This is a genomic window from Rhodopseudomonas palustris (assembly GCF_003226555.1).
Lineage (GTDB): Bacteria > Pseudomonadota > Alphaproteobacteria > Rhizobiales > Xanthobacteraceae > Rhodopseudomonas > Rhodopseudomonas palustris_I.
The window spans coordinates 1-12,755 of sequence record NZ_QKQS01000038.1 but is presented as its reverse complement, the minus strand read 5'-3'; the positions used below and the strand labels follow the sequence as shown (position 1 = coordinate 12,755).

At 64.5% G+C, this 12,755-nt stretch carries 10 protein-coding genes and 1 pseudogene; 9 read left to right on the top strand and 2 right to left on the bottom strand.

From position 1 onward, the window contains the following. Positions 1–185: 185 nt before the first annotated feature. Positions 186–1,406, bottom strand: a complete 1,221-nt coding sequence (locus tag DNX69_RS23905; protein WP_110788511.1) for a cytochrome P450 — start codon at positions 1,404–1,406, stop codon at positions 186–188. Positions 1,407–1,645: 239 nt separating this feature from the next. On the opposite strand from DNX69_RS23905, the gene DNX69_RS23900 reads away from it, so the two are divergent. The 8 genes and pseudogenes from DNX69_RS23900 to DNX69_RS23865 all read left to right on the top strand — a co-directional run bounded on the left by DNX69_RS23900 (position 1,646) and on the right by DNX69_RS23865 (position 10,591). Beyond that, positions 1,646–2,347 carry a TetR/AcrR family transcriptional regulator gene (locus DNX69_RS23900; protein ID WP_110788510.1) on the top strand — a complete coding sequence of 234 codons (702 nt, stop codon included), beginning with the start codon at positions 1,646–1,648 and terminating at the stop codon, positions 2,345–2,347. A 1-nt stretch (position 2,348) separates the two neighbouring features. Beyond that, positions 2,349–3,542, top strand: coding sequence for an efflux RND transporter periplasmic adaptor subunit (locus tag DNX69_RS23895; RefSeq protein WP_110788509.1), 1,194 nt, complete (start codon positions 2,349–2,351; stop codon positions 3,540–3,542). Between the two features lie 141 nt (positions 3,543–3,683). Further along, complete coding sequence (locus tag DNX69_RS23890) at positions 3,684–6,788, top strand: MexW/MexI family multidrug efflux RND transporter permease subunit (protein WP_110788508.1); 3,105 nt, start codon at positions 3,684–3,686, stop codon at positions 6,786–6,788. 277 nt (positions 6,789–7,065) lie between these two features. Then, on the top strand, positions 7,066–8,319 hold the full coding sequence (locus tag DNX69_RS23885) for an FAD-dependent oxidoreductase (RefSeq protein WP_110788507.1): 1,254 nt from the start codon (positions 7,066–7,068) through the stop codon (positions 8,317–8,319). A 91-nt stretch (positions 8,320–8,410) separates the two neighbouring features. Continuing rightward, a complete protein-coding gene (locus DNX69_RS23880; RefSeq protein WP_011159311.1) occupies positions 8,411–8,665 on the top strand; it encodes a DUF6489 family protein in 255 nt (84 codons plus the stop codon). Between the two features lie 18 nt (positions 8,666–8,683). Next, positions 8,684–9,475, top strand: coding sequence for an esterase/lipase family protein (locus DNX69_RS23875; protein WP_110788506.1), 792 nt, complete (start codon positions 8,684–8,686; stop codon positions 9,473–9,475). A gap of 21 nt (positions 9,476–9,496) precedes the next feature. Then, positions 9,497–9,871, top strand: a pseudogene (locus DNX69_RS23870) (poly(R)-hydroxyalkanoic acid synthase subunit PhaE); the annotation flags it as partial. A 216-nt stretch (positions 9,872–10,087) separates the two neighbouring features. Beyond that, on the top strand, positions 10,088–10,591 hold the full coding sequence (locus tag DNX69_RS23865; protein ID WP_110788504.1) for a phasin: 504 nt from the start codon (positions 10,088–10,090) through the stop codon (positions 10,589–10,591). Positions 10,592–10,818: 227 nt separating this feature from the next. Here DNX69_RS23865 and DNX69_RS23860 read toward each other — a convergent pair whose 3' ends face one another. Further along, positions 10,819–11,499: a TetR/AcrR family transcriptional regulator gene (locus DNX69_RS23860; RefSeq protein WP_110788503.1), complete on the bottom strand. Its 681-nt coding sequence runs from the start codon at positions 11,497–11,499 to the stop codon at positions 10,819–10,821. 122 nt (positions 11,500–11,621) lie between these two features. Between DNX69_RS23860 and paaA the strand changes: the two genes are divergently transcribed. Continuing rightward, positions 11,622–12,605, top strand: a complete 984-nt coding sequence (gene paaA, locus DNX69_RS23855; protein WP_110788502.1) for a 1,2-phenylacetyl-CoA epoxidase subunit PaaA — start codon at positions 11,622–11,624, stop codon at positions 12,603–12,605. Positions 12,606–12,755 lie beyond the last annotated feature (150 nt).

Here is a 12,755-nt window from a genome sequence, read left to right as displayed (position 1 = left end):
ATCACTGCGCCTCGCTTGAGAAATTGCCGCCCGGATCGGCCGGACGAATCCTTGCCTATGTTGTTCGAAATCCGGAAGCGCCGCCACCGGTTGCATGCCGGTTGGCGGTGCGACGATCTGCCCGGATCTTCGATCGATAGCCTTCGCAGGCGAGTGTGGCGGGTCGATGGGAATCGGCGCCGGCTTCAGCCGAGCCTGCATGGGACGCTGAGGTACCCTCGGAACCGGACCCGGCCACCACGTTGCGGCGGCCCGTCGAGAACGTAGTCCGGGAAGCGGGCGAGAAAGCGGGCGATTGCGATCGCCCCTTCAAGCCGCGCCAGCGCCATGCCGGCGCATTGATGCGGCCCCGACGCGAAGGCCAGATGCCGGTTCGGGCTGCGTGCGATATCGAACCGGTCCGGATCGGTAAATTGCGCCGGGTCGCGATTGGCCGCGCCAATGCACAGCGTCAGCGAGGTGTTGGCCGGCATCGAGATGCCGCCGATCTCCACCTCCGCGGTGGTGATGCGGTTGCCGAGCTGGTTGGAGCTTTCGTAGCGCAGGATTTCTTCGACCGCTGGTTTGGTCAGGGCCGGGTCGGCGATCAGCCGCTGCTTCTGATCGGGATTGAGCGCCAGCGTCACCAGGCCGTTGCCGATCAGATTCGTAGTGGTCTCGTGGCCGGCGTTCAGCAGGAAGATGCAGTTGTGCAGCAGCTCCTTGGCGGTCAGCTTCTCGCCGCCGGTCTCGCCCTGGATCAGCCGGGTCAGCACGTCGCGCTCCGGATCGCCCGGCTGTGCGGCGCGGCGCGTGATCAAGGTGTCGAGATAGCCGAGAAACTCATGCACCGCCGCGTTGCCGAACGCGAAGGCATCCGCCCCGATCACCGGCTCAAGCGCCCCGAGGATCGCCAGCGACCAGCCGCGCAGCGGCGCCCGTTCGTCGTGCGGCACGCCGAGCAGATTGCCGATCACCTCGATCGGAATCGCGGCGGCAAAGTCTTCGATCAGATCGACCCGGCCCTTGGCCGCCATCGCATCCAGCAGGCGGTCGACCAGCGCGACCAGGTCCGGCTCCATGCCGGTGATCGCCCGCGGCGTCAGCGCGCCCATGATCAGCCGGCGGACGCGGGTGTGCGACGGCGGGTCGTTGAACACCAGGCTGGTGGTGTGATGCTCGAACAGCAGGGAATCGCCGTATTTGGGCGCGAATTCGCGCTTCTTGTCCGACGAGAACAGCGAAGTGTTCTTGTAGACCGCGACCAGATCGTCGTAGCGGGTCAGGAAGTAGCCGCCGCTCGCCAGCCGCTTGACCGGCTGATGCGCCTGCAGCGCGTGATAGGTCGGGTAGGGATCGTCATAAAAATCGGGCGTCAGACGTGCGAGATCGAACGCTTCCGCGAGCTGTGCTTGGGACGTTTCCATGTCGTTTCCGTTTTTTGACGTGTATAGGCGATTTACGACGTTGCCGAAACGATCGGGAAATCCGCCGCCGAGGTCTTGCGGATGGAACCCGTCCGACGCATGTCTGGCGACGCCCGGTTTTGCGGATCGGACGGCGCGGCAGGCTTCGGAGCGGCGCAGAGGACCGACCTCCACCTCACGATTTAGTGCGCAGCCGCGATCGTGATTGACAATTGCAAAGGTGAGCGCTTACTCACAAGATGACCTCATTGCGCATGACCAGCGATTTGCGCCGGGAATTGATCCTGAGCGCAGCCAAGCGTTGTTTCGCCCGGAACGGCTTTGCAGGAACCACCACCAAGAGCGTCGCGGCTGCCGCGTCGATCTCGGAAGGGTTGCTGTTCAAGCATTTCCCGAGCAAGGCGGCGCTGTATGCCGAGATCCTGGCTTGCGAGTGCGAGGCCGACCCGGCGTTGCTCGATTTGCTCGGCACAGAGCCCTCGACCAAAACGCTGGTCGTGCTGATCCGGGAGATGGTGCAGCACTTTATGCACGCCTCCGACCAGCCCGACCAGGACGAGGAGCAGCGGTTGCGCCTGTTGGTGTCCAGCCAGCTCGACGACGGCGAATTCGCCCGTCTGGTCTACGAGAAGATCACCGGGCTGATCGCGCGGACGTTCGCGGCTTCGTTGGAGCGGGCGGTGGAAGCGGGCGACGCGGTTCGGGTCGGCCAGGAGCCGATCAATCTGTTTTGGTTCGCGCACCACACTGTGCTGATGGCTGCGCTGGCGCAGCTTCCGGCTGTCCCGTGTCTGAGCTACGGCGACCCCGACGGTCTCGAGCGCCAGATGTGCGAATTCATCCTACGTGGAATTGGTCTGAACGAAGCCGCAATTTCCGTCCATCTCGACCGCGAATTTTCGCCGGGTCGGATGCGGACGGAAACGACAGAAAGTGCATGATATGACGCTTGCGACAGAAACTCCGCCGTCGGCGCGGAGCTCCAGCGAGAATCCCCGCCCGCGCCCGGTGCGGACGGTGCGCTGGTTCATCATCGTTGGGTTGCTGCTGGCGCTGCTGGTCGGCATCCTGGTCGGCTTCAATGCCTTCCGCAATCATATGATTGCGCAGTTCTTCGCCAACAACAAACCGCCGCCGATCACCGTGACGGTCTCCGAGGCCAAGAGCGAAGTGCTGCCGAATCTCTTGACCGCGGTCGGCGATCTGGCTGCCGTGCATCAGGTCAATGTCACGTCGGACGTGTCGGGCCGCATCGTCAAGATCATGTTCGAGCCCGGCTCGGATGTCGACAAGGGCGCGCCGCTGGTACAGCTTTTTGATGGGCCGGATCAGGGCGATCTCGCCAACTACAGGGCGCAGGCCAAGGTCGCCGAACTGTCGCTCGATCGCGCCAAGCAGTTCGCCGCCCGTCAGTTCGGCCCGCAAGCGACGGTCGACCAGGCGCAGGCCGCCTTCGACCAGGCCAATGCCGGCATCGCCAAAACCGAAGCGATCATCTCGCAGAAGCTGGTGCGTGCGCCGTTCGACGGCGTGCTCGGCGTCCGCCACGTCGAAGTCGGCCAGTATCTCACGGCCGGCACCCAGATCGTGACGCTGACCAATCTGTCGCACATCTTCGCCAACTTCACAGTGACGGAGAAGGACTCCGGAACCTTGAAGGTCGGCCAGGCGGTGCGGATCAAGGTCGACGCCTATCCGGACCGCCAGTTCGATGGAACCATCACGACGATCGAGCCGCAGATCTCCTCCGACACCCGTAACATCCGGGTGCAGGCGACGCTCGACAATCCCGGGCATGTGCTGCGGCCGGGCATGTTCGCCACCACTACGGTGGTGCTGCCGGACAAGCCGGCGGTGATCACCGTGCCGGAGACCGCGGTCGACTACACGCTGTACGGCGACTCCGTTTTCCTGATCAAGGAGGAGAAGGGCGAGGACGGCAAGTCCAAGCTGTCTGCGGTGCGGACCTTCGTTCGTACTGGGGACCGGATCAACGGCCGCACTGTCATTTTGAGCGGGTTGAAGGCAGGGGATCGCGTCGTCGCGGTCGGCCAGCTCAAGCTGCAGTCGGGTGCCGCGGTCACGATCTCGACCGATCCACCTCCGCCGCAGCCGAAGACGCCGCCGCGTTACTAACGCCAGGAGTGCTGGCTGCGCCGTATGGCGCGGCCAACTCGTCGTCGAAATGGTCCGGCCGGCGATCGTCGCCGTCCGGGGACAACTCAACCGCAGCTCGGTCGCGCAAGGCGCACCGGGCGTGCGCCACGGAGCGTCCGTATGGTCCTCACAGACATCTTCATCAAGCGCCCGGTGCTGTCGCTTGTGGTCAGCATGCTGATCCTGCTGATCGGCTTTCGCGCCGCGATGACGCTGCCGATCCGGCAGTATCCGAAGCTGTCCAACACCGTGGTGACCATCACCACGGCGTATCCAGGCGCGTCTCCGGATCTGATGCAGGGCTTCATCACCACGCCGCTGGAGCAGGCGGTCGCCTCGGCCGAGGGCGTCGACTACATCACCTCGTCCTCGACCCAGGGGCAGAGCCTGATCACGGTCTACGTCAAGCTCAACTTCGATCCGAACCAGGCACTCACCGAGGTGATGGCCAAGGTGAATTCGGTCAAATACCTGATCCCGAAGGAAGCCAACGACCCGGTGATCGTCAAATCCACCGGCCAGACCACGGCGGTGATGTACATCGGATTCTCGAGCAACGAATTGTCGGGCTCGGCGATCTCGGACTACCTGACGCGTGTGGTGCAGCCGGTGCTGTCCACCGTCGACGGCGTCGCCTCGGCCGATATTCTTGGCGGCCAGACGTTTGCGATGCGGATCTGGCTCGATCCGATCCGGATGGCGGGGCGCGGTGTGTCGGCGAACGACATCACGGCGGCGATCCAGGCCAACAACTTCCAGGCGGCGGCCGGTCAGACCAAGGGCTATCTGACTGTCTCCAACATCACCACCAACACCGACCTGCAGAACGCCGATCAATTCAAACGCATGATCGTCAAAGCCAAGGACGGCGGCTTCGTGCGGATGGAGGACGTCGCCACCGTCGAACTGGCGGCGCAGAGCACCGATTCCAGCGTGGCGTTCTCGGGTGAGCGAGCGATCTTCATCGGTGTGCAGGCGACGCCGCAGGGCAACCCGCTCAACATCGTCACCGGGGTACGCGCGCTGTTCCCGGACATCGAGCGCAATTTGCCGCCGTCGATGCACATGAAGGTGGCCTACGATTCCACCAAGTTCATTCGCTCGTCGATCGACGAGGTGGAGAAGACGCTGATCGAAGCGGTCGGCATCGTCATCGTGGTGATCTTCCTGTTCCTGGCCTCGCTGCGGTCGGTGATCATTCCGGTGGTGACGATTCCGTTGTCGCTGATCGGCGTCTGCACCGCGATGCTGGCGATGGGATTCTCGATCAACCTCCTGACGCTGCTGGCGATGGTGCTGGCGATCGGTCTCGTGGTCGACGATGCCATCGTGGTGGTGGAGAACATCCATCGCCATCTGGAGGAGGGCAAGAGTCCAGTCCAGGCCTCGCTGATCGGCGCCCGCGAAATCGTCGGGCCGGTGATCTCGATGACCATCACGCTGGCGGCGGTGTACGCGCCGATTGGTTTCCTCGGCGGCCTCACCGGCGCGCTGTTCCGCGAATTCGCGTTCACGCTCGCCGGCTCGGTGATCGTGTCCGGCATTATCGCGCTGACGCTGTCGCCGATGATGTGCTCGGTGCTGCTCAAGCATCAGGAAAGCCAGGGCTGGTTCGCCCGCAAGGTCGATTCCGTGTTCAGCGCGGTGACGCGGTGGTACGGCCGGCAGCTCGACCGCTCGCTCGACTACCGGCCGATCACCGGGCTGTTCGCGGTGGTGATCCTCGGCCTCGTCGGCTTCATGTACATGAATACGTCCAAGGAGCTGGCGCCGGAAGAAGACCAGGGCATCGTGTTCGCGGTGACCAAGGCGCCGAAATACGCCAACATCGACTACGCCAACTATTACGGCGAGAAGCTCGACAAGGCCTATGCCAGCTTCCCCGAAACCGATCTGCGCTTCATCCTCAACGGCACTTCGGGCCCGAACAACGGCATCGCCGGCATGCTGCTGAAGCCGTGGGACGAGCGCAAGCGCACTGCGATGCAGCTCAAGCCGCTGGTGCAGGCCGAGCTCAGCAAGATCGAAGGCGTTAACGCTTTCGCCTTCAACTTGCCGCCGTTGCCCGGCGGTCCGGGTGGTCTGCCGATCCAGATGGTGATCAACTCCACGGCCGGCTTCCGCGCGGTCTACGAGGAGATGGTCAAGCTGAAGGACGCCGCGCGCAAGAGCGGGCTGTTCATCGTCTCGGACAGCGACCTCGACTTCAACCAGCCGGTAGTTCGGGTGACGATCGATCGCACCAAAGCGAGCGACCTCGGCATCAACATGCAGCGACTCGGCTCGACGCTGGCGACGTTGCTCGGCGGCAACTATGTCAACCGCTTCAACCTCGAAGGCCGGTCGTACCAGGTGATCCCGCAGGTGCCGCGCGCCGACCGCCTGACCCCGCAATCGCTCGATGGTTTCTATGTGCCGAGTGCGAGCGGGCAGCAGGTGCCGCTGTCGACGCTGGTGAAGATCGAGACCGCGACCGACCCGAACGCGCTGACGCACTTCAACCAGCTCAACTCCGCCACCTTCCAGGCGGTGCCAATGCCGGGCGTCACCGTCGGCAAGGCGGTCGACTTCCTCGAACAGCAGGCCAAGAACCTGCCCTCGGGCTTCAGCCACGACTATCTCGCCGACGCGCGGCAGTACGTGCAGGAAGGCAACCAGCTCGCGATCACTTTCGGTTTCGCGCTGATCATCATCTTCCTGGTGCTCGCCGCGCAGTTCGAAAGCCTGCGCGACCCGCTGGTGATCATGATCTCGGTGCCGATGGCGATCTCGGGCGCGTTGATCCCGCTGTTCTTCGGTGCGGCGACGATCAACATCTACACCCAGGTCGGTCTGCTCACCCTGGTCGGCCTGATCAGTAAGCACGGCATCCTGATGGTGGAGTTCGCACGCGAGCTGCAGATCAAGGAGGCGCTCGACAAGCGCACCGCGATCGAGCAGTCGGCACGAGTGCGGCTGCGGCCGATCCTGATGACCACCGCCGCGATGGTGACCGGCCTGCTGCCGCTGCTCACTGCCTCGGGCGCGGGCGCGGCGAGCCGGTTCTCGATCGGTCTCGTCGTGGTCTCGGGCATGTTGATCGGCACGCTGTTCACGCTGTTCGTGCTGCCGGCGGTGTATGTGGCGATCGGCACCGATCACCGCGCCGCGCTGGAGTCCGATCGCACCAAGCAGATCGAAGACTACGAGATGGAGCACGGTTCGCCGGCGTTGAAACCGAGCTGAGCCAACTGGCGACGATCCGACCAAGCATGGCGGGCCGGTTGGCCCGCCATTGTGTTTTCGGCGCGGCGATTCGTCATCGCTCTGTCATTCGGGGCGCGCGGCCCTCGAGAATATGCCTGTCGCAATGACGTGAAAGAGAGCGCGTTGCCCGGCGTTTGAGCGGTCATTGAGGAGACTGTTTGCAGCGCGCCGCGCCAGTCGTGATGCGCCGTTATGGCACCATTGCAAACGCGGTTTGGGATTTGCGAACTCGCCGCGATGCGCTTAACTCGGAGCCATGAAGCGGAACGAGACCGATGTCGTGGTGCTCGGCGCGGGCATCGTCGGTGTCTGCGCTGCGTTACATCTGCAGCGCCGCGGCCGCGACGTGGTGCTGGTCGATCGCAACGGCACTGCGGGCGACGAGACCAGCTACGGCAATGCCGGGTTGATCGAATGCGCCTCGGTGTTTCCCTACGTGTTTCCGCGCGATCTCGGCCATCTGCTGCGCTACGCACTGAACGGTTCGGCCGAGGCGCATTACCAGGTCTCCGGCATTCCCGAATTCCTGCCCTGGCTGGTCCGCTATTTTCTGGCCTCCTCGCCGCGACGCGTCGCCGAGACAGCCAAGGCGGCGTTGCCGCTGATCCGGCGCAGCCTCGCCGAACACGAGACGCTGATCGCCGAAGCCGGCGTGCCGGAGCTGCTGCGCAAGACCGGCTGGATCAAGCTGTTTCGCTCGCCGAAGAGCTTTGGCAAGGCGCTCGGTGACCTGGAACGGGCCCGGCAGTTCGGTGTCGTCGCCGACGTGCTCGATCAGCGCGGCATCGCCGAACGCGAACCGAATCTCACCGGTGAATTCACGGGGGCGATCCACTGGCTGGAGCCCGGCTCGATTCCGGATCCGGGCGGGCTGGTCAAAGCCTACGCGACGCTGTTCTCCCAGCGCGGCGGTCGATTCGTCAAAGGCGATGCCCGCACGCTGCAGCAGGAGGAGGGCGGCTGGCGGGTTGCGACCGAGCTCGGAGTCGTCAGCGCGCGCGAAGCGGTGGTGGCGATGGGGCCGTGGTCGGACCTGGTGTTCAAGCCGCTCGGCTATCGTTTCCCGCTCGGCGTCAAGCGCGGCTATCACATCCACCTCGCGCCGCGCGGCAACGCCAGCCTGCAGCACGCAGTGCTCGACGCCGATCGCGGATACCTGCTGGCGCCGATGAATCGCGGCATCCGCCTCACCACCGGCGCCGAATTCGCACGTCGCGACGCGCCGCCGTCGCCGGTGCAGGTCGCGCAGACGTTGCCGATGGCGCGCGCGCTGTTCCCGCTCGGCGACACCATCGAGCCGCAGCCGTGGATGGGCGCGCGGCCGTGCCTGCCCGACATGCTGCCGCTGATCGGCCGCGCGCCGCGCCATCCCGGCCTGTGGTTCGATTTCGGCCACCAGCATCACGGGCTGACGCTGGGGCCCGTCACCGGTCGGCTGCTCGCCGAGATGATGACCGGCGAACAACCGCTCACCGATCCGCGGCCGTTCTCCGCCGAACGCTTCGGTTGAATCGACGTGGCAGCGCGTCGGATCGCTTGCATCGCGGCACCAGTCGCGGCGATACTGCAGTGATGCGTCAATGCAGGACTGTGGAGCGGCCATGAAAGTCAACGTCGAGATCGATTGCACGCCGGAGGAAGCGCGGCAGTTCTTCGGGCTTCCCGACGTGCAACCCATGCAGACCGCGGTGATGGACAAGCTCCAGGAGCAGATGCTGTCGAACATCGAGAAGGTCTCGCCCGAGGCGTTGATGAAGACCTGGTTCACCTTCGATCCCAAGCTCGCGGAACGATTCGGCGAGATGTTCATTTCGATGACCGGCCTCGGCAGTGCGCTGACCAAGGACAAGAAGTAACCGATCATTGGAGACGCGATGCCTGTCGACAGCGGCGCCATCGTGAATCGCGAGCGGCTGAAGCCGCCCAGCGTCGCGTTGCTGCTCGCCGAGGCGCGCAGCTTCTTCGAATTCAACGCCAGCCTGCTGCTGTCGCCGCTGCTGCTGCAGGCGCCGCGCGGCGACGGTCATCCGGTGCTGGTGCTGCCCGGGCTGCTGGCGAGTGATCTGTCGACTGCGCCGATGCGGCGCTATCTGAAGCAACTCGGCTATCAGGTGTTCGCCTGGGAGCTCGGCCGCAATCTCGGTGGCATCTATCGCATGCGCGCCAGACTGCGGCGCCGGCTCTCCGCCGTCTATGAGGCGAGCGGCCGTAAGGTCAGTCTGGTGGGGTGGAGCCTCGGCGGCGTCTATGCCCGTGACCTCGCGTTGCACGCACCCGAGATGGTGCGCGACATCATTACGCTCGGCAGTCCATTCACCGGCGACGTCACCGCCACCAACGCCAAGCGGGTCTACGAGAAGCTGTCCGGCGAGGAACTGACCGAGGTCCGGCTCGAAGATCTCGAACCGCTCGGCGGCGAGATGCCGGTACCGGCCACCTCGATCTATTCGCGCACCGACGGCATCGTGAACTGGCGCACCTCGCAGCTGACGCCGTCGCCGCGCGCCGAGAACATCGAGGTGGTGCTCGCCAGCCATATCGGCCTTATCGTCAATGCCGCGGTGCTGTGGGCGATCGCCGACCGTCTGGCACAGCCGGAAGGCGAATTCACCCCGTTCGATCGCTCCGGTCCGTTTGGCTTCGCCTACGCCGCGCCGACCCGCTAAAAGGTCGTCGCGCGGTGTGCCGCGCGGATGAAAAAGGTCGTCGCGCGGTGTGCCGCGCGGATGACAAGAGGGGAGACGGCAATGGCCGACAAGGACAACGATCCGGCAGCGGCGTGGCAGGCGATGTTCGGCGAAATGAGCAAGGGTTTCGCAGCCTTCGCCAATCAGGCGCTGACATCGCCGGAGCTCGGCAAGGTGGCGCAGCAGGTCGGCGGTGTCTCCGCCGAGGCGCACAAGCAGTTCGCCGAGATGATGGACAAATATCTCGCGGGTATGAATCTGCCGTCACGCGCGCAGATGCAGGAGTTCAACACCCGGCTCGCCGAGGTCGAGCGACGGCTGGACGAACTCGCGGCCGCGATCCCGCCGGCGAAATCAGGCAAGCCCAAGGGTTAGGCTCGCAGTTCATTTCGAGCATTTCGCATGAAAAGCACGGTCTGGTTGTTGCTCTCGTAACTAAAAATGTAATTATTTCAATGGTATGTTCCAGATACCGTGTTGCGTTGCAATAAACATATTGCGGTGCAACATGGTTTATGACATATTTTCCCTGCCCGGGCCGCAGTTCGGACGGGAAGACCATAGCTCAGCCAACGAGGATGGAGATTTCAGATGACCGATGCTGCTAATCACGAGAGCTACACCCAGGCGGCCGAAACGGTGGCCGACAGCGTCAAGCAGGCGTTCCAGCCGGTGACCGACGCGTTCAAGAACTTCCAGACCCTCGAGGTTCCGGAAGCCGCCCGCGACTTCGTCAAGCGTGCCGCTGGCACCGCCAAGGAGAAGGCCGCGGATTTCCACGCCGGTTCGGAGAAGGTGACCTCGGTGATCGAGGAAACCGTGGCCAATTCGGTGAGCGAAGCCGCCAAGATCACCCGCAACATTCAGCAGGCGATCTACCACGACACTGAAGCGTTCTTCACCGGCATCGACAAGCTGGCGTCGGCGAAATCGGTCAACGAGGCGTTCCAGATCCAGTCCGACCTTGCGCGTTCGCAGGGCGAAGTGCTGGTGTCGCGCGCCAAGTCGGCGACCGAGTACTTCAGCAAGCTGGCCAGCGACAGCGCCAAATCGGTGCAGGACAACTTCGCCAAGACCTTCAGCAAGTCGGCCTAATCGCCGCTGCTGTAGACCCCGAGCCTCAGCTATCGAGGCTCGAAGTTCCTCCCGACCTCGGCCCGCTCGCGCGGGCCTTTCTTTTTGATGGCACCTTGTCCCCGTCATTCCGGGGCGCTCGCGTCAGCGAGCGAGCCCGGAATCCCGAGGTTGTTGTGCGAGGTCGAGATTCCGGGTTCGCGCCTTCGGCGCGCCCCGGAATGACTCGGGGAGGGAAAGTGCGTGACCTACGCCCGCCGCGCCACCGCCGCCCGCTCGTTCTTCTTGCGGGGCGATGCGCGCTCGGCTTTGCCCGGCGGCGCGGTGATCGCGTCGATCGCCTGTTCGGCGCCGGCGATCATCAGCGTGGTCACCATCTGCGCGTAAGTCTCACGCGACAGGCCCTTGCCCTCGCGGAACCAAAGGTAGTGCCAGTTCAGCATGCCGAACAGCGACATCGTCAGCGGCTTCAGTAGCTCCGGCTTGGCGGCGGCGGCCGGGATCGCGGCGGCGATCGCATCCGACATCGAGACGACGAGTTTTCGCTCCAGCGCCTTCAGCACGTCCTGCTGCTCCGGCGGCAGCAGCTTCAGGCTGGAGATCTGCACCTGATGCTCGGCATCGGCGCCGCGATAGGCTTCGAGCAACGCCGCCGAGATCGCGAACAGCCGGTCGCCTGGATCGCCATTGCCCTGTGCAGCTTCGTCCACCACCGTGACCAGATGCTGCAGATGATCTTCGAGCAGATCGAACAGCACCGCATCCTTCGACGGGTAGTAGTGATACATCAGCGCCTTCGAGACGCCGCAAGCGTCGGCGATCATGGTGATCGAAGTGCCGGTGTAGCCGTGTTCGGCGAACAGCCGCGCGGAACGGCTGAGAATGCCGCGGCGTTTATCGTCGTAGTCGGTGGCTCGCGTGCGCGCCATGGGCGGTCGGAATCCTGTTGGCGGACAGTGCGTTGCGACGCACCATCGATGATCGGTTCCGACACTTGCATTGACCGTCCAATTGGTCAATTATATTTCCAACAACGCCGGAGGAGATCGCCATGTACACCCAGGCACTGAACGTGTCCGACGGTGACGAGCGGAACATCGAGGACGCCGAACGGGCGGCGCGGTTCCAGGCGCGGATCGACGCCGAGGAGCGGATCGAGCCGAACGACTGGATGCCGGCCGCTTACCGCAAGACGCTGGTCCGCCAGATCTCCCAGCACGCGCATTCCGAAGTCGTCGGTATGCTGCCGGAAGGCAATTGGATCACGCGCGCGCCGACACTGCGGCGCAAGGCGGCGCTGCTCGCCAAGGTCCAGGACGAGTGCGGCCACGGCCTGTATCTCTACGCCGCCGCCGAAACTCTCGGCGCCTCGCGCGAGGAGCTGGTCGACCAGCTGCTCAGCGGCAAGGCCAAATACTCGTCGATCTTCAACTACCCGACCCTGACCTGGGCCGACATCGGCGCGATCGGCTGGCTGGTCGACGGCGCCGCGATCATGAATCAGATCCCGCTGTGCCGCTGCTCTTACGGGCCCTATGCGCGCGCGATGATCCGCGTCTGCAAGGAGGAGTCGTTCCACCAGCGCCAGGGCTACGAGATCATGCTGACGCTGGCCAAGGGCTCGGCCGAACAGAAGGCGCTGGCGCAGGACGCGCTGAACCGCTGGTGGTGGCCGTGCCTGATGATGTTCGGCCCGCCGGATCAGGCCAGCCAGCACAGCGACACCTCGACCAAGTGGAAGATCAAGCGGTTCTCCAACGACGAGCTGCGCCAGAAATTCGTCGATGCCACGGTGCCTCAAGCGCATTATCTGGGCCTGACGCTTCCCGATCCCGATCTGAAGAAGAACGAGGCGACCGGGCATTGGGAGTATGGCGCGATTGACTGGGACGAGTTCAAGCAGGTGCTCGCCGGCAACGGCCCGTGCAACCGCGACCGGATGGCGGCGCGCCGCAAGGCGCATGACGACGGCGCCTGGGTGCGCGAGGCGGCCGCCGCCTACGCCGAGAAACGCAAGAACAAACTGGCGGCGTAACAACCGCCGTGGAATTTTGAACCTCTCCCCGCGCGCGGGGAGAGGTCGGATTGCGCAGCAATCCGGGTGAGGGGGCGGCGGCCGAATGGTCGAGACTCGCGGAGGCGGGGGGGGGGGGGGGGGGGGGGGGGGGGGGGCGGGGGGGGGGGG

Coding starts and splice junctions, on each gene's coding strand:
- DNX69_RS23905 (WP_110788511.1), bottom strand. CDS start 1,406: ATGGAAACGTCCCAAGCACAGCTCGCGGAAGCGTTCGATCTCGCACGT.
- DNX69_RS23900 (WP_110788510.1), top strand. CDS start 1,646: ATGACCTCATTGCGCATGACCAGCGATTTGCGCCGGGAATTGATCCTG.
- DNX69_RS23895 (WP_110788509.1), top strand. CDS start 2,349: ATGACGCTTGCGACAGAAACTCCGCCGTCGGCGCGGAGCTCCAGCGAG.
- DNX69_RS23890 (WP_110788508.1), top strand. CDS start 3,684: ATGGTCCTCACAGACATCTTCATCAAGCGCCCGGTGCTGTCGCTTGTG.
- DNX69_RS23885 (WP_110788507.1), top strand. CDS start 7,066: ATGAAGCGGAACGAGACCGATGTCGTGGTGCTCGGCGCGGGCATCGTC.
- DNX69_RS23880 (WP_011159311.1), top strand. CDS start 8,411: ATGAAAGTCAACGTCGAGATCGATTGCACGCCGGAGGAAGCGCGGCAG.
- DNX69_RS23875 (WP_110788506.1), top strand. CDS start 8,684: ATGCCTGTCGACAGCGGCGCCATCGTGAATCGCGAGCGGCTGAAGCCG.
- DNX69_RS23865 (WP_110788504.1), top strand. CDS start 10,088: ATGACCGATGCTGCTAATCACGAGAGCTACACCCAGGCGGCCGAAACG.
- DNX69_RS23860 (WP_110788503.1), bottom strand. CDS start 11,499: ATGGCGCGCACGCGAGCCACCGACTACGACGATAAACGCCGCGGCATT.
- paaA (WP_110788502.1), top strand. CDS start 11,622: ATGTACACCCAGGCACTGAACGTGTCCGACGGTGACGAGCGGAACATC.